Consider the following 24,085-nt stretch of genomic DNA (forward strand, 5'->3'; position numbering starts at 1 on the left):
GGCCGAACGGTGATCTCTCTAGTTGTGGCTGTTCGCGAATGCCTCGTTCGCGATGGTGGCCGCGTCCGTACCGTGTGCGGCCGAGTCCGCCACGGAGGTGGACCTCGTCAGCCACAGGCCCGTGAACACCGCGGTCGCCAAGGTGATCGCCCCGGCCGCGGCGAAGGCGCTGTCGAGGCCGTTCTCGAACGACGCGCCTCCCGATTGCCGGGCTCGGACGATCGCTCCCAGCACCGCCACGCCGAGCACCGCACCGATCTGCCGGGTGGTGCTGCTGATGCCCGAGGCGAGACCGCCCTCCTGCGGGCTGACCGCCTGGATGGCGGCTCCCGTCAGCGGTGACATGGTCAGCGCGAAGCCGATTCCGGCGATTGCCAGCCGCCACCACACGTTCTCGTAGCCGGTGTCGGCGTGCACCATGCCGAGCGCCAGCAGTCCCAGACCGGCCAACGCCAAGCCGATGGTGACCACGATCCGGAACCCGTAGCGGGCGGCGAGCCGTCCCGCGTACGGGCTGACGACCACCATGGCCAGCGAGGTGGGCAGGGTCTGCAGCCCGGCGCGCAGGATCGAGCTGCCCTGCACGTAGACGAAGAACTGCGAAAAGAAGAACGACGAGCCCATGAGCGCGAAACCCACCACGATCATGGCGGTGTTGGACACGGTGAACAGCCGCTGACCGAACAGTCGCAGCGGCAGCATCGGTGCGGGCCGCCGCGCTTCGACGGCGACGAAGGCGGCGAGCAGGATTACCGCGGCGGCGAAGCTGCCCAGGATCACGGGCGAGGTCCAACCGCGCGCGCCGCCTTCGATCAGCCCGTAGGTCAGCGTCCCCACTCCCGGAATCGACAGCACCGTCCCCGGGACGTCGATCGCGGGCGCGCTCGGATTGCGGGTCTCCTCCAGGCTGCGCAGCCCGACCAGCAGCAGGATCGCGCCGATGGGCAGATTCACCAGGAAGATGGCGGGCCAGCCGAAGACATCGGTCAGCACGCCGCCGGCCACCGGGCCCGCCGCCAGACCGATTCCGCTGAGTCCGGCCCACAGTCCGATCGCCTTGACGCGTTCCTGCGGAACGGGATACGCGGCGGCGAGCAGTGCCAGTGAGGCGGGGGCCAGCGCCGCGGCCCCGATGCCCTGCAGTACCCGGCCCGCGATCAGCCAGCCGAGCGAGGGCGCGAGGCTGCACACCAGTGACGCGGCGGTGAAGACCACCACGCCGGTCAGGTACACCCGCTTGCGTCCGAACCGGTCGGCGAGGATGCCGCCGGACAGCAGCAGCATGGCCACCAGCAGGACGTACGCGTCCACGATCCATTGCAGACCGGTCAGCTCGGTGTGCAGCCGGTGCTGCATGTCCGGCAGCGCGGCTCCGACGATCGTGTTGTCGAGCAGAACCATGAATTGGCCGAGGCAGGTCACCGTGAGCAGCACGGCCCGGTTCGATCGACTGCCTACGGCCGCATGCGATGTAGTCAGGGGATTCCTCTCAATCTTTGTTCGCGCCTGCCACGGTCCGCGCAGGTGGTGAAACCCTCCGACGACTAAAGCAGTCCGTGGCTGCGTTAAGTGAGAGTAGGGGACGCCGCTCGTAATCGCAAGCCCTGACTGCGTTAAGGTGGCCGACGTGAACGAGCAACAGCGAGCCCGGCGGCCCGGCGGGCGCAGCGCCCGCGTCGGCGCGGTAGTCCATCAGGCCGTCACCGACCTGATCGGTGAGCGCGGCTACGGCAACTTCACCGTCGGCGAGGTCGCGGCCCGGGCGGGGGTGGCCGACAGCAGCATCTACCGCCGGTGGGGCAGCCTGGAATCGCTGCTCGCCGATGTGGCACTCGCCCGCCTCAACGCGCGCTCGCCGATGCCCGACACCGGGACCCTGGCCGGTGACCTGCGCACCTACGCGGCCCAGGTGGCCCGCGAGATCACCGGACCCGACGGATTGGCGGTGGTGCGCCTGGCCGTCGCGCTGTCGGGCAACGGTCCGCAGGGGCTGGGGGCCGGTGACGATCTCCTCGCCGAACGGATGCGGCAACTGCAGTCCATGCTCGATCGCGCCCGCGACCGTGGCGAGGACCCACCCGACGCGCTGGACGTGCTGGACCACATCCTGGCCCCGATGTACATCCGCGTGTTGTTCGGCTTGGTTCCGCTCACTCCGGATTACATCGACGGGCTGGTCGACCGATTGCTGTGAGACGGAACGGTTTTCCCGTCTCGCCGACTGAGACGGCTACCCGACAGTAGCCGCGTACACCCTGTGGGGTATGCCGGTTTGTGGCTATGATCTCCTCGCCGGACGGGAGGGGATTGTGCTCAGACCAGGTGAGAACTTCGCCGGGTATGTCATCGAGCGTGAGCTGGGGCGCGGCGGGATGGGGTCCGTGTACTTGGCTCGGCACCCGCGGCTGCCGCGCTGGATCGCGTTGAAGGTGCTGAACTCGGAGTATCACGGGGACAGTGAGACTCACGCGCGGTTCGAGCGCGAGGCCGATCTGGCTGCGCGGCTGAATCATCCGGGCGTGGTGACCGTCTACGACCGCGGTGTCGAGGACGGGCGGCTGTGGATCGCCATGCAGTACGTCGACGGCGTCGAGGCCGAGGCGATGGGGGAGATGTCGCCCGAGCAGGCGGTGGAGATCGTCACCGCCACCGCGGACGCTCTCGACTACGCGCATCGGGTCGGGGTGCTGCATCGAGATGTCAAGCCCGCCAACATCATGCTGGCCCGGGAGACCCGCGAACAGCAGGCGGGGGTGCTGCTCACCGACTTCGGCATCGCGCGCTTACAGGAGGACACCGGGCGGCTCACCGGGTCCGGCTCGGTGATGGCGACACTGGCCTACGCCGCGCCCGAACAGCTGCAGAATCAGCCGGTCGGGCCGCGCTCGGATCAATATTCGCTGGCCTGCACGCTGTTTCGGCTGTTGACCGGGGTGCCGCTGTTCCCGGCGTCCGATCTCGGGGCCATCGTCAAGGCCCACCTGTACGACAAACCGCCACGGGCGGCCGGTATCCGGCCGGAGCTGCCCGCCGCGCTGGACGCGGTGCTGGCGCGGGCGCTGGCCAAGGATCCCGAGCAGCGATATCCGTCGTGCCTGGAATTCGCGGCGGCGGCCCGGCATGCGCTGACGGTCGGGGATCCGGTCGGGTCGGCGACCATCTCGATCCGGGACCAGACCTCGGAAAAGGCTGTGCGGAAGGCGAATCCGGTCGCGGCTCCTCGGCGGGGGACGGCGGCGGCGCGGCCGTCCCAGTCGGGGCCGCACCCCCAGCGCCGAGCTGCGCAGTCGTCGGTGGCGCTGCGCTCGGGGCGGCTGACCGATATACCGGCCCTGTTCGGCCCGCCGACCGACCGGCATCAGGCCGCGATGCTCGCCAGGTCGAATTCTTCGACGCCGGTACGGAAATGGCTCGTGGGGCTACGCACGGTGGTGTTGCTGGGCGCGTGTCTGGCGGCCGCGCTGGGGCTGGGGATCTTCTTGCTCACCCCGTCGGCCAATACCGCCAAGCCGAAGGCTCCCGCACCCGAGATCGCCGAGATCAGTGCGGCTTTCCCGGGATTGGTGCCGGTCCGGCCCGAACTGGGCTCGGGGTACGCGGCCGCGAGCTGCCGGGTGGTGGATCACGACACCAAGGACTTTCAGCCGCCGTGGGCCTTCGAGGGCTGGGCGGCCGCCTGGGACTGCCAGTACTCGGCCGATCACGAGGTCCGCGAATACATCGTGTTCGCCTACGGTTCCGGTGCGATGGCCAGGTCCGCGGTCAGTCGAATCCACCCCGCCGGAACCACCTTCGAGGATCTGATCTTCAAGGAGTACTGCGGCAAGAAGCAGTACACCAACCATCGCTTCGACGCCTACGCCGACATCCCCTCGACGGCCTTCGCCACCTCGTTCTTCGATGACCCCAACCGTGAGAAGTTCCTGCTTTACACCCGCGGCACCCCCAATGCTCCGGGCGGCATCGTCGACTGGTGGAAGTCGTTGCCGCTGACCCAGTAGTGATCATCGCCGCACAGTGCTGCATCCAGTACGTCCGTACTGTTAAGTTCGGTCGCAGGGGATGAGGAAGGGAGCGCTGTGTCGAATCGGTATGCGCGGATCGCCTTCTCGGAGGCGGCGCGGGAGCGTCAGAAGCTCGTCGGCAGCTACCGGGACTACGGTGCGCAACTCGAGAACGGGCGCGACGAGCCGCAGCCGTTGGAGCTGCGCGAGCGGGGTTTCGTGCGCGCCGCCGACTCGTTCTTCCTCGGCACCGCCACCCCGGACGGCTGGCCCTACATCCAGCATCGCGGCGGCCCAAAGGGTTTCGTGCAGGTCCTCGACGACCACACCCTCGCCTTCGCCGACCTGACCGGCAACGGCCAGTACGTCACCGTCGGCAATCTCACCGAGAACGACCGCGTGGCCTTGTTCTTCATCGACTATCCGCTGCGTGAACGCCTCAAGGTCTACGGCCGTGCCCGCATGGTCGAACGCGTCGACGACCCCGAGCTGGTCGATCGTGTCGCCGTCGCCTACAACGGCGCGATCAAGAAGATCACCGAGCGCGCGATCATCATCACGGTCGAGGCTTACAACTGGAACTGCGTGAAGTACATTCGTCCCCGCTTCACCAAGGAACGCCTCGACGAGGCCATCGCGCTCGAGCGCCGCACGGCCGCCGCGGAACAGCAGCGGCTGAGCGCCGAGATCGAGCAGTTGCGCCGCGAGAACGAGGTGCTGCGGGCGCGACTGGGGGTCGAGACCGCAGCGCCATAGGACTAGTGCGCAGCGTCCTGATCGTGTCGGAACTCTTCCGGGGTGACGTGTGGTGTGGAGCGTGATGTTGCCGCGAACTGGTCATTGCTGACGAACCGCTGTGGCATATGGGTTTCATCGTCCGTCGGGGTGGCGCTGTTGGCGGCGTCGTTCGCGGCGGTCAGGATCGCGTCGAAGAGGCCCGGGAGCGCGGCGTTCAGCTCTTCGGTGCGCAGGCGCAGGTGGGTGTTGCCGTCGATGGTCACCTTCTCGGTGACGCCGGCCTCGCGCAGGATCTTGAAATGGTGGGCGGCCGTGGACTTGCTGATGCCCTCGTAGGTCAGGCCGCAGCGCATCGGGGTGCCCGCGTTGGCGAGCCGCCGGACCACCTCGAGGCGAACCGGGTCCTGTAGTGCGCCGAGCACCGCGGGCAGCGGGGCCACCGCGGGCTTCGCGTCGGTGTCGGGCATGATCCACCTCACTCCGCATCTAGTTTGATAATCATCGAACCTGCCGTAGAGTCGGGTTCGATACAAATCAAACTTACCTGATGGAGGGTTCGATGGCATCGGCAACGGCAGTTGCGACTCGAGCCGAACAGGGCAGCCAGACCTGGGCGTACACGCTCATCCTCGCGGCCAGCGGCGTGGCGCTGGGTGTGTCCGGGGCGCCGGCGCCGCTGTACGGGATCTATCAGCAGAGCTGGCATTTCTCGCCGCTCACAACGACTTTCGTCTTCGCCGCCTACGCCGTGGCGGCACTGGGGGCGGTGCTGGTGTCCGGGCGCATCTCCGATGTGGTGGGGCGGAAGCCCGTGCTGCTCGGCGCGTTCGCGACCATGATCGTCGGGCTGGTGGTGTTCCTGCTGGCCGACAATGTGGCCATGCTGCTGCTGGCGCGGGCGCTGCACGGTGCGGCGGTCGGCGCGACCGTGGTGGCGGGGGCGGCGGCGCTGCTGGATCTGCGGCCGCAGCAGGGCGCGCGGTCGGGGCAGCTGTCCGGCGTCGCCTTCAATGTCGGTATGGCCGTGGCGATTCTGGGGTCGGCGGTGCTGGCGCAGTACGCGCCGCATCCGCTGCGCACGCCGTACGTGGTGATCACCGTGGTGTGCGCGCTGATCGCGGCGGGTGTGCTGGTGCTGCGCGAGCCGCACGGGGAGCGCAAGAAGCAGCGCATCACCATTGCGAAACCGGCTGTGCCGCAGGAGATCCGCAGTGACTTCTGGTTCTCGGCGCTGGGCGTGATGGCGGCCTGGTCGGTGCTGGGGGTGCTGCTGTCGCTGTATCCATCGCTGGCCTCGGCGAAGACCGGTATCCACAATCTGGTCTTCGGCGGCGCGGTGGTGGCCTCGACGGCGACCGCGGGCGCGCTGGCGCAGGCGGTGGCGGGCGGGATCCCGGCGCGGCGCGCGGCCATCGCCGGTGACATCGGCATGGCGATCGCCCTGGTGGTCACCATCCCGGCGCTGAACACCCACAACTGGGTGCTGGTGCTGCTGGCCGGATTCGCGCTGGGCGGTACGTTCGGGCTGGGCTTCGGCGGGTCGCTGCGGCACCTGTCCAATGTTGTGCCGCAACACAAGCGGGGCGAGACCATGTCGGCCTACTACCTGCTGGCCTACTCGGCCATGGCGATCCCGACGGTGGTCGCGGGCTGGGCTGCCACCACCTGGGGGCTGAGCGCGGTCTTCCCGTGGTTCGTGGTCGTGGTGGCGCTGGCCTGCCTGGGCGCGGCGGGAATCGGACTGCGCCGCAATGCCGAAGCTGCCTGATTCATCCCGAATAGCCTGATACTCGTCCGCCCAGTGACCGTGTGTCACCGGCCGGACGCGGCATTCGGGGCGAAACGGATTGCCGGACGCGGGCATTCGAGCGCGCGAAGTCCGGGTCGAATACCCGCATCCGATGCGTGACCGGGCCGGTATCGCTATCCTTCGGCTATGCGGCGGTGGAGGTTCGGTGGGGTGGTGAGCCGGACGGTACATCGGTCGGGTCTCATGGTGTCGGTGCTCGCGGCCGTGGCGGGCGGGCTCGCCATCGCGGGCCTGACCTGGTGGGGGCTGTGGCACTACCTCGGAGCCAAGGCCGAGACGCCGAATCAGCTGGACCTGACCCGGATTTCACTGGCGGTGGCGGCTGGCGTCGGCGGCGCGGTCGCCCTGGTGGTGGCATACCGGCGGCAGCGCGATACCGAGCGCGGGCGCTTCGCCGAGGTCTTCGGGGCCGCCGCCCGGCAGCTCGGCGATCCCGATGTGGCGGTGCGCATCGCCGGGGTCTACGCCATGGCCGGAGTGGCCGACGAGTTCTCGGCCCGCTGGCGGCGGCAGCAGTGCGTGGACGTGCTGTGCGGATATCTGCGGCTGCCGTATCAGCCGGAGGAGGGCGCGAGCCATCTGGTCTCGAAGTCGCAGCGCATCGAGGATCACGGGACCGCCGTGGAGCGGGTCTACACCTACCGGCAGAACGACCGGCAGGTGCGCGACACCATCGTCCGGGTGATCGCCGAGCACCTGCGGCCCTCGGCGGAAACCCGGTGGTGCGCCTGCGATTTCGACTTCTCCGACGCGGTGTTCGAGGACGCCGACTTCCGGTACACCGTCTTCGCGGGGCGCAATACCCGCTTCACCAACGCCATGTTCCTCAGCGGCCGCACGGTCAGCTTCGAGAAGTCGAGCTTCCTCGGCAAGCGAGTGACCTTCCGCGGGGCCATCTTCCGCAGCACCGCCAGTTTCGATCGGGCGGTCTTCGCACACACCGAGGTCGGGCGGGCCGACCACGATGCCACGGGGGTCACCTTCACCGAGGCCACCTTCGCCAGCGGTGTGACCTTCGAGGGGGCGCAGTTCCGGGGCGCGCGGACCGCGTTCACCCGCACCACCTTCGCGGGCGAACGGGTCAGCTTCGCCAATGCCGTCTTCGCCGCCGAACTGACCTCCTTCGAACGGGCGGTCTTCGACGGTGAGCGCGCGACCTTCACCGGGGCCGAATTCCGCGGCGCGCGAGTCACCTTCGCGGACTCCCGGTTCTACACCGATTCCGCCTCCTTCGACTGCGCGCAACTGGGCGCACAGGTGCGCTGGCGCACCGGCCGCACCCAGGAGGTCTCCTTCGCCCGCACCGAATACCACGGCAAGGTGTCCTTCGCCGATGCCGTCTTCTCCGGGCGGTCGGTGAATTTCGCCGGGGGAGACTTCTTCGGCGACATCTCCTTCCGGCGGGCCTCCTTCGACGCCCGCGCCATCAGCTTCGAAGCGCCCAAGGCGTGGGTCGGCGTCCACTTCGACTGGAATGCCAGCCCGAACACCAAGCCCGCCAACATCACCCCGACACCGTGGCCGCCTGCGCTGGCGGAACCGGCCAAGGACCCGGTCGCCTGACTTCCCCACTTCGGGGGCGCATCCGGCCGGAATCCACCTCTGGCGGGAGTGGATCCCGGTCGGGAAGCGCGCCGGAACGACGAGGGTGACCCGGGCCGGGATGACGAACCGGCCTACGCGGGCGGGATCGGCTTCAGCAGCGCGAAGGTCGCGCCGAACGGGTCGGCGAGAATGGCGAAACGGCCGACGGTCGGGATGTCCATCGCCGGCACGACGGCGGTCCCGGAGGCAGCGATGGCCGCCGCCACCCGGTCGTCGACGTCCTCGACTGCGAAATAGGGCAGCCAGTGCGCGGTCTCGCCCTCCTGCAGCGGTGCGATGCCGCCGAATTCCGCGGCCTGCTGATCGCCTTCGCCGGTGGACAGGATGGTGTACGGCATTTCCGGCATGCCGGAGTCGGCGGTGCGCCAGTCGAATACGGTCCGGTAGAACGCGGCGGCCGCCGCCGGGTCCGAGACGTGCAGTTCCACCCATACCAGCGCGCCGGGGGTGCCCGCGGCCTCGAAGCCCGCGAATTCGCCCGGCTGCCAGAGCGCGAACTGCGCGCCCAGCGGTCCGGTCAGGTTGGCCATGCGGCCCGCGCCCATCACATCGAAGGGCTCGGTGCGAATGGTGGCCCCGGCCTGCTCGGCGGCCTTGGCGGTGGCGTCGGCGTCGGGGGTCTGGAAGTACACCGTCCAGGCCGAGTTCGCCCCCGCCTCGGTGAGGGGTCCGAGGCCCGCGACGGTCTTGCCGTCGAGCTGGAACATGCCGTAGCCGCCGGTGTCGGGTCCGGCGGACTGGTAGGTCCAGCCGAACACGGCCGCGTAGAAGGCGGCGGCCGCGCCCGGCTCGGGGCTGCCGAGGTCGATCCAACTGGGCGCGCCCGTGACGAATTCGGTTGTGAGCACTGGAAATTCCTTTGCGGTTAGGGATTTCTCGCCGGAATGCCCCGGCGGTGTCCAGCATTCCACCGCGCGGGCGGGCAGCGGCTCGGATTGCCCGGTTGTCGTCGGGTGCGATAGCTTGCAGGTCGAGGTCGGGGTTGTGAAGGGGACGCACGGCGTGTGGGTTGTGGTCGGGGTGGCGGTGATCCTGCTGTCCGTGGCGGCCGTGGCCGGTGTGCGGGCGATCGCTCAGCAGAACCGTGCGATGGCGGATTTCAGTGGCCGTACACCGCGGGTCGGGGCGCGCCGGCGGGGAGTGATCTCGGCTCTGGCCGTCACCGGCTGGGTGCTGGTCTATGCCGCGGTGGCCTCGAATCTGCCGTTCCTGCACCATGACACCGTCGCGGGGCAGCCCGTCGCGGCGCCGCCGCAGCTGGTGCAGGCGGGCCAGCCCACCACGACCGCCGCGAAACCGCGGGCCGATCCCATGGCGGCGCTGAAGGTGGGCGACTGCGTCGAGGTGCCGATCGAGGCGGCCAAGGACGCCTCCGGCGCGCCGACCTGGCGGCCCGGCTCCCCGGAGCCCTCGGACTGCAATTCGGTGGACGCGAATTACCGTGTGCTGCAGATCGGGCCGGATCCGTGCAGCGATCCGCTCTACACGCTGGAGTCGGCCCCGCACGATCGGACCGGCAAGGTCCGCTATCACCTGTGTATGACCTTCGACTGGCGCACGGGCGTCTGCTACGACACCACGAACATGGATGTGCCGTCGAAGGTCGCCTGCGGCACGCCCGGCGAGCACATCGTGCAGGCCACCGCGGTGCTCGAGCACGACACCTCGGGTGCGGCCTGTCCGCGCGACGGCCGCGGAGCCGTGTGGGTGGTCTGGAGCAAACTCCAGCTCACCGTCTGCTTCCGCGGCAGCGACAATCCGGGGAAGTGATCAGCGGCTGCGGCCGACGGTGATGACGTCCGGGATCAGCCAGGAGGGGAGCGGGCGGGTGATCTTGCGCTGGTCGACGACCTCGAAACCGGCCTCCTCCAGCAGCTTCCGGGTCTCGCGCGGCGACGGCGCGTGCGCGGGGAACAGCGGGCTGCGGGTGAGCCGCTGAATCGGGCGCGAGGTCGGGCCGGAGGGATGCATGGTCGCGATCGCCACCAGGCCGCCGGGCACGAGCACCCGATGGAATTCGCGCAGCGCGACCGGATGATCGAAGAAGTGGAAGGCGCTGGTGGAGACCACCGCGTCCAGCTCGCCGTCGGTGAAGGGCAGGTGCTCGGCGGCGGCCTGCCGCCACTGCACCTCCGTGGAGCGGGCGCGGGCCTGGGCCAGCATGCCGGTGGAGGCGTCCACGCCGTACACCGCCTCCGGGCGCAGTTCGCGCTGGATGCGGGAGGTGAGAATGCCGGTGCCGCAACCGATATCGGCGATGCGGCGGGATTTCGCCCGGCGCAGTTCGGAGAGCACCTGATCCTGCGGGGGACGGTAGACGACCTGTTGCAGGGCGGCGGTGTCGTAGGCGCGGGCGACGTTTCCGAAGAACTGTGTCACCACGTGGTTGAAGGCGCGATTGCCGGTGGTCAGTGAGGTGCTCATGGGTGCTCCGATCGGGCGGCCTGTCCGTAACCCATCGAAGCAGATATCTAGCTGTCTGGGAAGGTTCGCCGCCGCCTCGGGTGCGAGTGGGAGTACCGTCTGGCCCATGAGGATTCGTGGGGCCGTGCTGGAGCGCATCGGAGCGGAGACGCCGTTCGCGGAGTCGAAGCCGATCACTATTTCCGAGCTGGAGCTGGGTGAACCCGCTCCCGGCGAGCTACTGGTGCGGATCGAGGCGGCCGGGCTGTGCCATTCGGATCTGTCGGTGGTCGACGGCAATCGGGTGCGGCCGGTGCCCATGCTGCTCGGGCACGAGGCGTCCGGGCGCGTCGAAGCGGTCGGGGCGGGCGAGACCGATATCCAGGTCGGGCAGCGCGTGATCATGACCTTCCTGCCGCGTTGCGGGGCGTGCGCGGGCTGCGCCACCGACGGACGCACACCCTGCGAACCCGGCAGCCTCGCCAACAATGCGGGCGAATTGCTTTCCGGCGGACGGCGATTGCTGCGCGACGGCGCGGAAGTCCACCACCACCTGGGTGTTTCGGCCTTCGCCACGCACGCGGTGGTGGACCGCCGCTCGGTGGTGCCGGTCGACGACGACGTGCCGCCGGAGGTGGCGGCCGTCCTCGGCTGCGCCGTCCTGACCGGCGGTGGGGCCCTGCTGAATTCGGCGAAGCCCGGCCCCACGGACCGCATCATGGTCGTCGGCCTCGGCGGCGTCGGCATGGCCGCCGTACTGGTCGCCGCCGCCCTGCGCGCAGGCACCGACCGCGAGGTCATCGCCGTCGACACCGTCCCCGAAAAGCTGAAGATCGCCACCGAACTGGGTGCGACCGCCGCCTATACCCCGCAGGAAATCGCCACCGAGAACATCCAGGCCGAATGCGTCATCGAGGCCGCAGGCAATATCCGAGCCTTCGAAACCGCCGTAGCCGCAACCGCCCCCGGCGGCACCACCGTCACCGTCGGCCTCCCCGCCCCCGACGCCCGCGCCTCCATCTCCCCCTTGGCCCTGGTCGCCCAGGGCCGAGCCATCATCGGCAGCTACCTGGGCTCCGCCGTCCCCTCCCGGGACATCCCCGAATTCGTCCGCATGTGGCGCGAGGGCAAACTCCCCGTCGAACGCCTCGTCTCCTCCCGCATCCGCCTCGAAGACATCAACGAGGCCATGGACGAACTGGCCGCAGGCCACGCCCTCCGCCAGGTAATCCTCTTCGACTGACCGCTTCGCTTCTCAGTCGCTCACATCCGTCGACAGCGCGAGATCCTTCTGGGCTTCCAGCTGCTCGAGCCGGTCGCGCAGCGCGGTTCCGATCTCACTGTAGGCATCACTGCCGAGCGTGAGCCGATGCGGCGCGATCGGCGCATCGGCGGTCTCGATGATCGCGGCCGCCATCTTCCCCGGATCACCGGGGATCGGAAACTCCCCGGCGGCCGCGGCCCGCCGCATCGCCCCCACCGGCGTCTGCTCATAGATCTCCAGCGGCTGCCCCGAAATCGCACTGCGCACCGCGAAATCCGTGCGCGCACTCCCCGGTTCGACCAGCGTCACCTGGATCCCGAACGGCGCCACCTCCGCCGTCACCGCCTCGAAGAACCCTTCGATCCCCCACTTGGTGGCGTGGTACAGGCTCAGATTCGGATACGCGATCTGCCCACCCATACTCGAGATCTGCATCAACCGCCCCCCGCCCTGCCCCCGCAGATGCGGAATCACCGCCCGCGCAACCTGAATCGACCCCACCAGATTGGTATCGATCTGCGCCCTGATCTGCGCATCGCTTACCTCCTCGGCTGCCCCGAACAACGCATACCCCGCATTACTCACCACCACGTCAACGCGCCCCGCCCTGGCGAACGCATCTCCCACAACCCGCCGCACCCCGGGCGTATCGGTGACATCGAGCTCCCACACCATCAACGCCGCCCCATACTCCGCGACGAGGTCATCCATCACCGCCCGCGTCCGCACGGTCGCACACACCCGATCCCCACGCCGCAACAGCTGTTCGGTCAACTCCCGCCCAAACCCGGTAGACGTCCCGGTAACGAACCACGTTCTCGAAGCCATGACCCCACCCTTCCCCGGCCCGCTGGCAGTTCCCTGGCAATATGAACGCATCCTCGACAGCCTGCAACTCCGAACCTGTTGAGGCTGTGGCTGGATCGGGTCAGGTCGGCTGGCAGGTGGGGGTGATCTTCAGCATGACCACGGCGTGGGCGGGGATGCCGGGCGCGGTGAGGGGGCCGTCCGTCGTGCGGGTGGTGTGGGTCCACAGGTCGCGGACCGTATAGCAGGAGTGCTGTTGCAGTCCGGCTGCGGCGGCTGTGGTTTCGATGGAGGTCGGGGTGTTGCCGAAATTGAACAAGGCGAGCGCGAGCGAGCCGTCGGCCAGCGGTTTACGCAGAATCCGGCGATCACCGTGCAGTCGGGTGGCCTGCACCACGGCCGGGTCCTGGTCCACGGCGATGACCTCGGTATTGGTCAGCAGTGCGCGGGTCTCCTCCGACATGGCGCGCACGTCGTTCCCGGCGATGAGCGGCGCGGCGAGCATGGCCCACAGGGCGAAATGCGAACGCTGCTCGTCGAGGGTGAGATTGCGGCCCGGGTCACGCAGCTCGGCGATGACCGCGGGGGAGATGTCGAAGGACGACTCGAGCTCGAGGACCTGCCTCGCATCGAGAGTGCCGCTCAGCGCGTCGGCGGAATATCCGGCCAGGTGAGCGCCGATGAAATCGGTGAGTTGCAGCCCGGCCACCAGCATGTCGGGATCGTTCCAGTAGCCCGGCCGGGATCGGGCGGCGAGCGGTTCGGCGGCGTCGAGCTGGTCGGTGACACCGAGAATCATTCCGGTGGAGGAGGATCCGGTTCGCGTATCGAGGATGTCGTTGTGCCACAGGGGGATCAGGTCGCCTGCGTTGCGGGTCATGTCGGAGACGGTGGACCAGTCGTAGTCGGCGGCGGCGTGGGTGTCGGCGGAGCTGTTGGGGTTGATGCTGTAGAGGATTCGGCGGCCGCTGTGGCGCAGGGCGTCTCGCATGGCGGTGAAGATCCGCACCTGTGATTCGAGGGTCGCGTCGGTGCGGCACCAATCGTATTTGAGGAGGTCCACGCCCCAATTCGCAAAGGTGCGGGCGTCGGCGGTCTCGTGGCCGAGGGAGGCGGTGGCGGGGGACTGTCCGCAGATGGCGTTGAAGGGGCTGGAATACAGGCCGAGAAACAGGCCCTGCCGGTGTGCGTAGTCGGCGAGTGCGGCGATGCCGTGGGGAAAGCGTTGCGGGTCCGTTTGCAGGTTTCCGTTGCCGTCGCGCACGGGCGCGGCCCATCCCGCATCCAGGTCGACGTAGCGGTAGCCCGCATCCCGCATTCCGGAGCTGACCATCGCGTCGATGACTTCATGGATGGTGTTCTCCGTCAACGCGATTCCGGAATTCCAGGAGTTCCAACCCATCGGCGCGGCGACCGACGCGAGGCCCGGATCCGGCTGCGTGTCGCGTCCCGCACAGCCCGCACCGCCGACAACCACCGCGAGCGCCACGACCAGCACGGACGACAGAACCCGCAATCGCACGTCGAGCGCCTCCTTCGGATCCCACTGAGCCCGGATATCGATCGGCTCATTGAACCCGGCTCCCGCCGCCGTCGAAGCGCGGGGTGAATCAGTGGGTGGCGCTCACATTCCAGAGACGAACGGTGCGGTCGTAGGAGGCGCTGGCGAGGAGGGTGCCGTCGGGACTGAAGCGCACGGCGGAGATTTGGTCGGTGTGGCCCTGGAGGGGCTGGCCGATTCTGGTGTGGGAGTTGACGTCCCAGAGGCGGACGGTTTTGTCCATGCCGCCGGAGGCTACGCGGGTGCCGTCGGGGGTGAAGCCGACGGAGAAGACGGTGCCCACGTGACCGATCAGGACGCCCGCGGGGAGGTGGGTGCGGACGTCCCAGAGGCGGACGGTGGTGTCGAGGCTGCCGGTGGCCAGCAGGGTGCCGTCGGGGCTGAAGGCGATGGAGACCACCTTGTCGACGTGCCCGGTGAGGTCGGTGGGGAGGTATCGGCGCGAGTTGACGTTCCAGAGTTTGACGGTGCTGCCGGTTCCGGAGCCGACTCCGGTGGCGACGAGGGCGCCGTCGGGGCTGAATGCCATGGCGGAGACCGCGATTCCGGTGTCGAGTTGCGGGCCGTCGAGCTGTTGGGTGCGAACGTTCCATAGTTGCGCACCGAGTCCGCCGGGGGCATTGCGGGCGACGGCCAGCAGCGTGCCGTCCGGGCTGAAGGCGGTGGCGTCGATGCTGGTGGCCGTGCCCGGGTCCAGTAGTCGTCCGTCGAGTTGGCGGGTATGGATGTCCCAGAGCTGGGTTGCCCAGTCGCCCCTGGCTCCGCCCGCGGTGGCGAGGAGGAGCCCGTCGGGGCTGAAGCTCAGCGACTGAACGGCGTGCCCGGTGTCGAGTGGTTCTCCGTCGGGTCGGCGGGAGCGAACGTCCCACAGCCGCACCGTGCGGTCCAGGCTTCCCGACGCGAGGGACGTGCCGTCGGGGCTGAACGCGAGCGCCCGGATCTGGTCGGTGTGGCCGGTGAGCACATCGTCGGAGGTCGCCGCCGATCCGCGGCCGGCCGGCCGATCGCCGGAGCCGACCAGGGCGATGACCCCGGTGACCGCGGCGGCCGTGACCGGGACTGCCACCGCGCCGCCGATCAGCAGGCGGCGGCGACTCATCAGCCGGTCACCGTGGCCGGGCTTCGGGACCACCGGCTTCGGTGCGGAAGCGGTCGGTCGTATCGGCGAGGTCGTCGCTCCCGCCGGGGCCTTCTCCGGCGTGGCGGTCGGCACCGACGTGACCCGTCGCCGCGCCCGCGCGGCCGTCCGCGCGGCGACCGCCTCCCGCGCCGCCGCGGCCAGATCGCCGCACGTCCGATAGCGTCCGTCCGGATTCTTGGCCATGGCGACGGCGATCACTTCATCGAGACCGGTCGGTAGATCACGTCGCCGCCCGCTGGCCGACGGCACCGGATCATTGAGATGCGCCGCGATCACCGCCGCCTGCCCGGTGCGCGGAAACGGCGGCTCCCCGGTCAGCAACTGATACAGCGTGCAGCCCAGCGAATAGATATCGGCCCGATGATCGGTCGGCGGCCGGTCGGTGAATCGCTCGGGAGCGGTATACGCGAGCGAGGCGAGCACCCCCGAGTGCGTCGCGGTGTCATCGAGCGTGCGGGCGATCCCGAAATCGGTGAGCAGCGCCCGTTCCCCGACCCGCAGATCGTGCTCGATGAGCAGGTTCGCCGGCTTGACGTCGCGATGCAGCACGCCCCTGCTGTGCGCGTAGTCCAGCGCGTGCGCCGCGTCGGTGATCAGCCGCAGCGTCTGCTCCACCGGCAGTCCCGCGCCCGCACCGGTCAGCAGCGAGGCCGCGTCGCCCCCGTCGATATGCCGCATGGCCAGCCACAATGCCGGATCCTCGGGCCCGCTGCGGTCGTAGACGGGAATGATATTGGGGTGATCGAGCTCGATGGCCAGCGCCGCCTCGCGATCGAACCGGATGCGCGCCTTGGCGTCGGCGGCGAAGGCGTCGTTGAGAACCTTCAGCGCGACAAAGCGATTCATGCGCGGATGCCGGGCCAGATACACCCCGCCCATGCCGCCGGAACCGAGCACCCGTTCGATGGTGTATCCGGCCAGAACCTCCCCCACGTGCAGCACCGGAACCTGTGGCCTTCCCCCTGGATCAACCCGCACCTCGGGAACCGGTGCGGGACAACGGAAATGTATCCCAGCCCCGGTCAGCGTGCTAGCCGATCGCCGGAACCCTCCCGCACTCCCCGACAGCCGTCGGATTCGGCGTTTCGCCGACCCGATAGGCTCGACCCATTCCAGATAGGGCTAGTGAAGGAGACCAGGTGACCACGAACCGGATCCGGGTGGGTGTGCTCGGGGCGCGCGGCAAGGTCGGGCAGGCGATCTGCGCGGGTGTCGAGGCGGCCGCGGATCTGGAGCTGGTGGCGCAGGTCGACAAGGACGACTCGCTGGAGGCGTTCACCGCCGCCGGGACCGAGGTGGTCGTCGACTTCACCCACCCCGACGTGGTGATGCCGAACCTGAAGTGGCTGGTGGAGAACGGGATTCACGCCGTCGTCGGCACCACCGGCTTCGACGCCGAGCGCCTCGACCAGGTGAAGGGCTGGCTGGCCGCCAAGCCCGAGGTCGGCGTGCTGATCGCCCCGAACTTCGCCATCGGCGCGGTGCTGTCCATGCGGTTCGCCGAGCAGGCGGCGCGCTTCTTCGACTCGGTCGAGGTCATCGAGCTGCATCACCCGAACAAGGCCGACGCCCCGTCGGGCACCGCCTTCCGCACCGCGAGCCTCATCGCCGCCGCGCGGGAGAAGGCCGGTGTGGGCCGCAGCCCCGACGCCACCAGCCAGGAGCTGGAGGGCGCGCGCGGCGCGGACGTGGACGGCGTGCGCGTGCACTCGATCCGCCTGGCGGGCCTGGTCGCCCACCAGGAGGTGCTGTTCGGCACCCAGGGCGAGACGCTGACCATCCGCCACGACTCCCTGGACCGCACCTCGTTCGTGCCGGGCGTGCTGCTCGGTGTCCGCAAGACCCCGCTGCGTCCCGGCCTGACCGTGGGCATCGACCCGCTGCTCGACCTGTGAGCGTCGACGACAACACTCGCGAGGTCTACAAGCGGGTCGGTTTCATCGCCGCCCTGGTGCTGATCCTCGGCTTCTACTTCGTGCTGCTGGGCCGCATCGCGGTCAGCCTGATCGCCTCGGGCAAGGTCGCGGCCGTGGTGCTGGGCGTCGGCGTGTTCATCCTGCCGCTGCTGGGCGTGTGGGTGGTCGCGACCAGTGTCCGCGCCGCCTTCGCGCATCAGCATCTGGCGAAGCGCATGCACGACGAGGGCGGTGAGCTGGATGTCTCGCAGCTGCCGCGCCGCGCGTCGGGCCGCATCGAGAAGGCCGCCGCGGACGAGCTTTTCGAGCAGGTCAAGCTGGAGTTCGAGGCCGATCCGGAGAACTGGCGCACCAACTACCGCGCCGCCCGCGCCTATGACTACGCCGGTGACCGCTCCCGCGCGCGCGAAATGATGAAGCGCGCAGTGGAATTGGAGCGCGGGGAGCGCGCGGGCAAACGATAGCCGGAACTTTCCCGCAAACCGGCCGGTAACTCTTAGCCGGAGTAAAGTCCGCCGGGTGAAGTTCATGGTGGGTTATGCGCTGGCTGTCGCCTGCGCGACGATGGGGTCACCCGCGGCGGGATCGGCTGTGGCGCGCGCGGATTCCGGTCCGTCCTGCGTCGAGTCCGACAACGGGTACAAGCTGGAATGGCAGGCCAGCTGGTCGGTCTACGAGGCCGAGCAGCAGAATCCGTCCGACGGGCGCGCGGTCACCGAGGTGGATCTGCCGGTCACCATCGGCGCCCCGCTCGACCACGTCTGGTCGGTATACACCGATGTCCGCAACGGCATCGGCCGCCACTCGTTCCTCAAGGACGTCATCGTCCACCGCACCTGCGACGAGGACGGCGTCCACACCACGGATTTCACCGCGCTGGAAGACATTCCGATGGGCCCGATCACCTTCCCCGGCCACACCCAGGCCGAGCAGCGCCTGCACCCGGACGAGCACTACTACACCGCCGACAGCTGGGACGTCCCGAATGTCACCACGCACCAGGTGATCACCTTCACCGACAACGGCGACGGCACCACCACCGTCAACGAGCACCTGACCTTCATCGCCGATCAAGCCCTGATCGACTTCAGCGCCGACAACGGCGTGGCCGCGCACCGCGCCTCGCAGGACGCGGTCAAGACCGACATCGAGAACGGCACGCTCTGAGGCGATTTCGCCCCGCACGGACGCAGATCGCGTCCCGCGCAGACAAATGCGGCCCGGAACCTCATGGTTCCGGGCCGCATTCGTGGTTGGCCGGTAGCGCCTCGATCCGCGCGCCAAGGAGGGTATCCCGGGCACCGATGACGGCGTGGATGCCCGGTCGAGAGGCGGCGCGTAGACGAGCTCCCGGCCTCCCCTTACCGGAGTGATCGCGCAATCACTCCGGGCCTCAGGGATTTCGGGACGATTGAACGGAAGTCCCCATCGTCCCCATCCGTCATCCCGGCATGCTTTTGGCCGGGATCCACACAGGCCACAGTGGATTCCGGCCCAAAGCGCCGGAATGACGGGCCGGGACTCAGGGTGCCGGGTGGACCGACTTCCAGTGCTCGGCGATGTCGATGCGCCGCGCCAGCCACACCTTCTCGTGCGACTGCACGTAGTCGAGGAAGCGCTCCAGCGACTTCGCGCGGGCCGGCTTGCCGATGATGCGGCAGTGCAGGCCGACCGACAGCATCTTCGGCGCACCCGCGGCACCCTCGGCGTAGAGCACGTCGAAGGCGTCCTTGAGGTAGGAGAAGAACTCCTCGCCATTGGCGAACCCGGCGGCGGAGGCGAAGCGCATGTCGTTGGTTTCCAACGTGTACGGCAGCACCAGCTGATCCTTGTCGCCGACCTTCACCCAGTAGGGCAGATCGTCGGCGTAGGAATCGGAGTCGTAGACGAATCCGCCGTGCTCCACGACCAGCTCGCGGGTGTTGGGCGAATCCTTGCCGGTGTACCAGCCCTTCGGCGCTTCACCGAACAGCTTGGTGATGATGCGCACGGCTTCTTCCATGTGCGCGCGCTCGGTCTCCTTGTCCACCTCTTGGTAGATGAACCAGCGCAGCCCGTGCGAGCAGATGTCGTAGCCCAGGCGCTTGAACGCCGCCACGGCCTCCGGATTGCGCTCGAGCGCCCGCGCCACACCGAAGATGGTGAGCGGGATGTCGCGCTGTTCGAACATCCGCAGGATCCGCCAGAGCCCGGCCCGCGAACCGTACTCGTACATGGTCTCGACACTCATGTGCCGGTTCTTGAAGGCCACGGCCGGAACGATGTCCGGGGTCAGGAACGTCTCGGAGCCCGGATCGCCGTCGAGCGGGGTGTTCTCGCCGCCCTCTTCGTAATTCAGCACGAAGTTGACGGCGATGTTCGCATCGCCGGGCCAGTGCGGGTGCGGCGGGTTGGGGCCGTAGCCCACCATGTCCCGCGGGTAGTTCAGGTCGAAATCGCTCATGCCAGTTCATTTTCCAGCTCGGCACGCAGACGCGTCCGGGCTTCGTCGGTCAGGGTGCCGAACAGTCGCAGGCGGGCCATGCCGCCATCGGGGTAGGCGTCGAAACGCACCCGCACGACCGCCTCGGCGGAATCGATGAGGAAGCGGTGCCGGGTGTCGGGCTGCAGCCGGGTCCGCGGCAGCAGCTCCACCTCGGAGCCGTCGGCGCGGATACCGGTCAGCGCGCCCGCGCCCGGGCTGTTGAACAGGAAGTAGGAGGTGTCGATCTCCGCGGCGGTGATGACGCCCTCGGCGGCCAGCTGCACCAGCACCCAGTCGTTGGTGGTCTTGTCACGACCGCGCGCGGTCTCCCAGCCGTCGCCCATGCTGGCGGCACGGCCGGGCATGAGGATGTTCTGGGGGTGCGAGAAGAAGATGTTCGAGCAGTCGGCGACCAGGCCGCCGTTCTCGATCGCGGCCAGGTCGAACGGGCCCGACTCCAGCCACGCCAGGTCCGGCTTGGCGACGCCGTGCACGCGCAGTCGCGCGATGCCGCCGTCGGGGAACATGCGCAGCCGCACGTGGGTCCAGCGCTTGGCCGAGTCCACGGCGAACGGGTTCTTCGAGTCGCCCGCGACCTTGGCGCGCTCCACGATGGTGGTCCAGCCCTGCGCGGCGACGAGTTCGTCGACCGACGGATTGCCTTCCACGGCAATGGCTTCCACGGTGATCTCGGGCGGGTAGTTGCCCTTGAACCAGGCGGTGTCCACGATCACGCCCTTGATCACGCCGGGCACGCCCAGGCGGATGATGGCGGAATCGCAGTCGTCCCCGGCCGGGTGAGCACCGTTCTCGCCGCGGCGGCGGCGGGTTTCCCAGCCGTCGTACTCCTGACCCTTGTGGCCGAAGGTCGCAGGCGAGTACGTGGCCGCCTGCGGGCGAATGAGGTTCTCCTTCTCGGCGAAGGATTCGTCATTGGCCCACAGCACGGCACCGCCCAGGGTGCGCACGGCCAGGTCGGGGAGCAGCGTGAAATCAGCGTCGCTCATAGCGCGGGGATCTTCCTTTCTCGCAGTTGGTGCAGCACGTCGACGGTGGCCTTGGGCGCGATGGCGGTGACGTCGGCGGGATCGAACGCGCCGCATTCCAATCCGCGCAGCACCACGGTGGCGAGCGCCTGCGCGGTGGCGGGCTCGTCCATGACCGCGCCGCCCTGGCGATCCAGGTAGCGGCCGATGCGCGGGGCGGCGACGCCCAGGCCCTCGCGGAAGAAGGCGAAGGTGGCCAGCCAGCGGGTGACCAGGTGGCCCGCGCCCATGTCCCAGCCCTGGTAGTAGCCGCGCTCGAGCGAGCGGGTGACCAGGCGGAAGTGTCGTGACACCGCAGCGCGCACCTCTTCGTCGGTGCCGATGGGCAGCACCTGGGTGGAGCCGTCGCACACCCACACGCCGGTGGTGGCGGCCGCGGCCTGCATGACGGCCTTGGCGTGGTCGGCGACCGGGTGCTCGAGCGACTGGAACTTCGGCGCGATGCCCAGTGCGGCGCTGTAATCGTAAGTGCCGTAGTGCAATCCGGTGCAGCGTCCCGCAGAGCGCTGGATCAGCTGCGACACCGGGGAGCTGCCGTCGGCGGCGATGATGGCCTGCGGGGACTCGATCTGCAGCTCGAACCGCAGCGACCCGGCGGGCAGACCGTGGGCGGCCTCGATGGCCTCGCACACCCGCACGGTCAGATCGGCCTGCTCGAGGTGGCGGATCTTGGGCACGGTGAACACGAAGCCCTCGGGCACGCCGCCCGCGCCCTCGAGGACCTTCTCCAGGGTGCGGATGGCGCGCGCCCACTCCAGGGTGGTCAGGCCCTTGGTGCGGATACCGCGCGAACGGACCTCGGCCGGAAGGGCTTTCAGCACCGCACCGGCGTTGAGGGCGGCGGCGTCCTCGATCTCGTCGCCGCGGGTGCCGTAGCCGTCCTCGAAATCGAAGCGCAGGTCCTGGATGGGCCGCTCGCGCAGGGTCTCGAAGACCCGCGCCACGACGTCTTCCCCGGCCAGCGCGACCAGCAGTTCGCGCTGTTTCTCGGCGAGTTCCAGTGCGGCCGAACCCCATTCGCGCGGGGTGTCGACGGAGGCGTCCGCGCCGGACACGTACGCGGTGTGAATCGGCTGGCCGGGCCGATCACCCGGGTAGAGCCGGGCCAGCTCCGAATCGACAGCCTGCAAACGGGATTCGATCCCGTTCAATGTCTCCGGTGGCAGCGTCACGCCTGCGCCTCCCTCTCCTCGATGCCGAAATCGGCGAGCAATCCCACGTACTTCTTCGGTAGTGGGGCCGCGAATTCCCCGCGGCCGGACTTACGCAACTTCATGGTGACCAGCGATTGCACGGTCAGCGTGGCGGCGGCGACGCCGTCGACCACGGGTACCCCGACCTCTTCGGTCAGGAATTCGCACAGATCCGCCATGCCCGCGCAGCCGAGCACGACGGCGTCGGAACCGTCGGCGGCCACCGCGTCGCGGCAGGCGTCGGCGATGGTCTCGCGGGCCTTGGGGTCCTCGAGCTCGAGCACCGGGATCTCGCACGCGTGCACGTCGGCGCAGAAGCGTTCCATGCCATAGCGTTCCGCCAGTTCCCAAGCCCGGCCCGCAGTGCGGCCCAGCGTGGTGACCACGCTGAACTTGCGGCCCAGATGGCTCGCGTACTGCATGGCCGCCTCGGCGATGCCGATCACCGGCCCGCGCGCCAGTTCCCGCGCGGCGTCCAGGCCCGGATCACCGAAGCAGGCGATCACATAGCCGTCCACGCCCTCGGCCTCGCCGCGCGCGATCTCGGCCAGCAGGCCGGGCACGGCCAGCGCCTCGTCGTAGTGGCTCTCGATGGAGACCGGGCCCATCGCGGGGTTGACGGCCTCGATCACCGTGCCGGGGGCCGCGACCAGACGCGCGCTGTCCCCGATGAGTGCCGTCATCGCGGCGGTGGTGTTGGGATTGATGACCCGGATCCGCATGGGTCCACGCTATCGAACAGAAATAGTTCCGGCGTTGCTGGAACCGTATATGTTCGAAAGCCCCTGGCTCAGGGGTTATATATCTTCTTCACCTGCGGGTTCGGCGAACAAACCGGTATCGGTGGGCAGGTGTTCCAGAACACCGTTCAGCCGTGAGTGATGCCCCTCGCTGGCCGCCAGCAACGCTTCAGCATCCCTGGCGAGGAAGGCTTGCAGCTGCTTGCTGTGGTCGGCGTGCAGCACCACCCGGTCCATGGTCGACACGTGCACCATGGGCTGCACGGGTTCGGTGATGTTCCAAGCGTATTCGAGCATGTGCACCACGCGCGGCATGCCCGACGGGCGCACCAGGGCGAGGTGGAAGTTGCGGGTCTCGCGGTGGTAGGCGACCGCGTTCTCGGTCAGCACCGCCTGCTCGAGGCGGGCGTGGATCTCGCGCAGCAGCTGATGGTCGGCCTCGGTGGCATTGTGCACGGCCGCGGCCATGGCCACCGACTCCAGGCGTTCGCGCACGACGTACAGCTCGCGCAGCTCGTCGGAGGTCAGCATGGTGACCTGGTAGCCGAAGTTGGGGCGGTGCTCGACCAGGCCCTCGCCGATCAGCGTCTGCAGCGACTCGCGCACCGGGATCGCGCTCACGGTGAAGGCGCGTGCGATCTCGCCCAGCGGCAGGCCGGTGCCCGGTGGCAGGTTTCCCTCCAGGATCATCCGGCGTAGTTCGCCGAGAATCTCCTGCTGGGAGTAGCCGCGGCGGGCGTCCAGAGGCGGGTTGAGCTGGGGCAGGCGGGGTAGGCGGGGGCGAGATGGCACGGGCTCAACCCTAGCCCTTCGCCGATCGGGTTCTTGCGCCGCGACTGGTTGGGGCCGATTGTGTGTCCGATTACGGAGGCCCTGTGGGTCAAATCTCGTCGGCGTCGTAGCCGAGGGCCTTGAGCGAAAGCCGGTGCAGGGTTTCGCGTTCCGCCGGGGTGAGGCGGGCGAGCAGGATGTCGGTCTGTTCGCGGATCTGCGCGTCGACCTCCTCGCGCAGTCGATTGCCCGCCGCAGTGATAGCCAAGCGGTATTTCCGGCGGTCCTCCGGATCGCGATTGCGGGTGACCAACCCGGCCTTCTCCAGGCTGTCGATGAGCCGGACGACCTCGCTGCGGTCGATCTCCATGGCATTGGCCATCTCCTGCTGGGAGATCTCGTTGCGCTCGGCGAGGTAGGTCAGCACCCAGTGCTCGCGCAGGCTCGTGTTCAGCCGGGTGTGCATGGCCTTGTGCAGTTTCCCGAGCGTGTAGGTCGGGTATCGCAGCAGGCCGGCGGGGTGGAAGACGGGTGCGTCGCTCGGTTCGTCGGTCACCTGCTGATTATATCTATTGTTGAGTTGCTCAATCATTGGTAGCCTCTGCGATTGAGTTGCTCATCA

General features: G+C 68.8%; 23 protein-coding genes. 10 read left to right on the forward strand and 13 right to left on the reverse strand.

What is annotated here, in order from left to right:
- Positions 1-18 precede the first annotated feature (18 nt).
- Entirely contained in the window at positions 19-1,434 is a 1,416-nt protein-coding gene (locus GPX89_RS06000; protein WP_198347268.1) for a DHA2 family efflux MFS transporter permease subunit, read from the reverse strand.
- Between the two features lie 193 nt (positions 1,435-1,627).
- Here GPX89_RS06000 and GPX89_RS06005 point away from each other — a divergent pair, with 193 nt between their 5' ends.
- The 3 genes from GPX89_RS06005 (at position 1,628) to GPX89_RS06015 (ending at position 4,760) form a co-directional block, all read left to right on the forward strand.
- A complete protein-coding gene (locus GPX89_RS06005) occupies positions 1,628-2,194 on the forward strand; it encodes a TetR/AcrR family transcriptional regulator (protein ID WP_328601548.1) in 567 nt (188 codons plus the stop codon).
- 115 nt (positions 2,195-2,309) lie between these two features.
- On the forward strand, positions 2,310-4,001 hold the full coding sequence (locus GPX89_RS45320; RefSeq protein ID WP_198347269.1) for a serine/threonine-protein kinase: 1,692 nt from the start codon (positions 2,310-2,312) through the stop codon (positions 3,999-4,001).
- A gap of 78 nt (positions 4,002-4,079) precedes the next feature.
- Positions 4,080-4,760, forward strand: coding sequence for a pyridoxamine 5'-phosphate oxidase family protein (locus GPX89_RS06015; protein ID WP_328601549.1), 681 nt, complete (start codon positions 4,080-4,082; stop codon positions 4,758-4,760).
- Between the two features lie 2 nt (positions 4,761-4,762).
- Here GPX89_RS06015 and GPX89_RS06020 read toward each other — a convergent pair whose 3' ends face one another.
- Entirely contained in the window at positions 4,763-5,209 is a 447-nt protein-coding gene (locus GPX89_RS06020; RefSeq protein ID WP_157355532.1) for an ArsR/SmtB family transcription factor, read from the reverse strand.
- A 92-nt stretch (positions 5,210-5,301) separates the two neighbouring features.
- On the opposite strand from GPX89_RS06020, the gene GPX89_RS06025 reads away from it, so the two are divergent.
- Positions 5,302-6,510 (forward strand): MFS transporter, encoded by a 1,209-nt coding sequence (locus tag GPX89_RS06025; protein ID WP_157355534.1) that lies wholly within the window; start codon positions 5,302-5,304, stop codon positions 6,508-6,510.
- Positions 6,511-6,705: 195 nt separating this feature from the next.
- Entirely contained in the window at positions 6,706-8,115 is a 1,410-nt protein-coding gene (locus tag GPX89_RS06030; RefSeq protein ID WP_328601550.1) for a pentapeptide repeat-containing protein, read from the forward strand.
- A 113-nt stretch (positions 8,116-8,228) separates the two neighbouring features.
- Here GPX89_RS06030 and GPX89_RS06035 read toward each other — a convergent pair whose 3' ends face one another.
- Positions 8,229-9,005 (reverse strand): VOC family protein, encoded by a 777-nt coding sequence (locus GPX89_RS06035; RefSeq protein WP_198347270.1) that lies wholly within the window; start codon positions 9,003-9,005, stop codon positions 8,229-8,231.
- 136 nt (positions 9,006-9,141) lie between these two features.
- On the opposite strand from GPX89_RS06035, the gene GPX89_RS06040 reads away from it, so the two are divergent.
- The gene (locus GPX89_RS06040; protein WP_157355538.1) at positions 9,142-9,927 is read left to right on the forward strand and encodes a hypothetical protein; all 786 of its coding nucleotides are present in this window, start codon (positions 9,142-9,144) and stop codon (positions 9,925-9,927) included.
- On the opposite strand, the gene GPX89_RS06045 is transcribed toward GPX89_RS06040, so the two are convergent.
- Positions 9,928-10,581, reverse strand: coding sequence for a class I SAM-dependent methyltransferase (locus tag GPX89_RS06045; protein ID WP_157355539.1), 654 nt, complete (start codon positions 10,579-10,581; stop codon positions 9,928-9,930).
- Positions 10,582-10,687: 106 nt separating this feature from the next.
- On the opposite strand from GPX89_RS06045, the gene GPX89_RS06050 reads away from it, so the two are divergent.
- The gene (locus GPX89_RS06050; RefSeq protein WP_157355541.1) at positions 10,688-11,803 is read left to right on the forward strand and encodes an alcohol dehydrogenase catalytic domain-containing protein; all 1,116 of its coding nucleotides are present in this window, start codon (positions 10,688-10,690) and stop codon (positions 11,801-11,803) included.
- Positions 11,804-11,815: 12 nt separating this feature from the next.
- On the opposite strand, the gene GPX89_RS06055 is transcribed toward GPX89_RS06050, so the two are convergent.
- The 3 genes from GPX89_RS06055 to GPX89_RS06065 all read right to left on the reverse strand — a co-directional run bounded on the left by GPX89_RS06055 (position 11,816) and on the right by GPX89_RS06065 (position 16,266).
- Positions 11,816-12,652, reverse strand: coding sequence for an SDR family oxidoreductase (locus GPX89_RS06055; protein ID WP_157355543.1), 837 nt, complete (start codon positions 12,650-12,652; stop codon positions 11,816-11,818).
- Between the two features lie 100 nt (positions 12,653-12,752).
- On the reverse strand, positions 12,753-14,153 hold the full coding sequence (locus tag GPX89_RS06060) for a glycoside hydrolase family 27 protein (protein WP_157355545.1): 1,401 nt from the start codon (positions 14,151-14,153) through the stop codon (positions 12,753-12,755).
- Positions 14,154-14,241: 88 nt separating this feature from the next.
- Positions 14,242-16,266, reverse strand: a complete 2,025-nt coding sequence (locus GPX89_RS06065; protein ID WP_157355547.1) for a WD40 repeat domain-containing serine/threonine protein kinase — start codon at positions 16,264-16,266, stop codon at positions 14,242-14,244.
- A gap of 206 nt (positions 16,267-16,472) precedes the next feature.
- Here GPX89_RS06065 and dapB point away from each other — a divergent pair, with 206 nt between their 5' ends.
- From dapB to GPX89_RS06080, 3 genes are read left to right on the forward strand one after another with little or no spacing between them, the layout of a single operon-like run.
- Complete coding sequence (gene dapB / locus GPX89_RS06070) at positions 16,473-17,228, forward strand: 4-hydroxy-tetrahydrodipicolinate reductase (protein ID WP_407939330.1); 756 nt, start codon at positions 16,473-16,475, stop codon at positions 17,226-17,228.
- Complete coding sequence (locus tag GPX89_RS06075; RefSeq protein WP_328601551.1) at positions 17,225-17,713, forward strand: hypothetical protein; 489 nt, start codon at positions 17,225-17,227, stop codon at positions 17,711-17,713. Before dapB ends, GPX89_RS06075 begins: the two co-directional genes overlap by 4 nt.
- Positions 17,714-17,768: 55 nt before the next feature.
- Entirely contained in the window at positions 17,769-18,416 is a 648-nt protein-coding gene (locus GPX89_RS06080) for an SRPBCC family protein (protein ID WP_157355549.1), read from the forward strand.
- 355 nt (positions 18,417-18,771) lie between these two features.
- On the opposite strand, the gene puuE is transcribed toward GPX89_RS06080, so the two are convergent.
- From puuE to GPX89_RS06110, 6 genes are all read right to left on the reverse strand, one after another.
- Complete coding sequence (gene puuE / locus GPX89_RS06085; RefSeq protein WP_198347271.1) at positions 18,772-19,692, reverse strand: allantoinase PuuE; 921 nt, start codon at positions 19,690-19,692, stop codon at positions 18,772-18,774.
- Positions 19,689-20,720, reverse strand: a complete 1,032-nt coding sequence (gene alc, locus GPX89_RS06090) for an allantoicase (RefSeq protein ID WP_157355551.1) — start codon at positions 20,718-20,720, stop codon at positions 19,689-19,691. Before alc ends, puuE begins: the two co-directional genes overlap by 4 nt.
- Positions 20,717-21,931: a DUF6986 family protein gene (locus GPX89_RS06095; protein ID WP_328601552.1), complete on the reverse strand. Its 1,215-nt coding sequence runs from the start codon at positions 21,929-21,931 to the stop codon at positions 20,717-20,719. The genes alc and GPX89_RS06095 overlap by 4 nt, the downstream gene beginning before the upstream one ends.
- Positions 21,928-22,674, reverse strand: a complete 747-nt coding sequence (locus GPX89_RS06100) for an aspartate/glutamate racemase family protein (RefSeq protein WP_157355553.1) — start codon at positions 22,672-22,674, stop codon at positions 21,928-21,930. Before GPX89_RS06100 ends, GPX89_RS06095 begins: the two co-directional genes overlap by 4 nt.
- A 75-nt stretch (positions 22,675-22,749) precedes the next feature.
- On the reverse strand, positions 22,750-23,484 hold the full coding sequence (locus tag GPX89_RS06105; protein ID WP_407939331.1) for a GntR family transcriptional regulator: 735 nt from the start codon (positions 23,482-23,484) through the stop codon (positions 22,750-22,752).
- Between the two features lie 88 nt (positions 23,485-23,572).
- Positions 23,573-24,019, reverse strand: coding sequence for a MarR family winged helix-turn-helix transcriptional regulator (locus GPX89_RS06110; protein ID WP_328601553.1), 447 nt, complete (start codon positions 24,017-24,019; stop codon positions 23,573-23,575).
- Positions 24,020-24,085: the final 66 nt, after the last annotated feature.

It is taken from the genome of Nocardia terrae, from assembly GCF_009760405.1.
GTDB classification, from domain to species: domain Bacteria; phylum Actinomycetota; class Actinomycetes; order Mycobacteriales; family Mycobacteriaceae; genus Nocardia; species Nocardia terrae.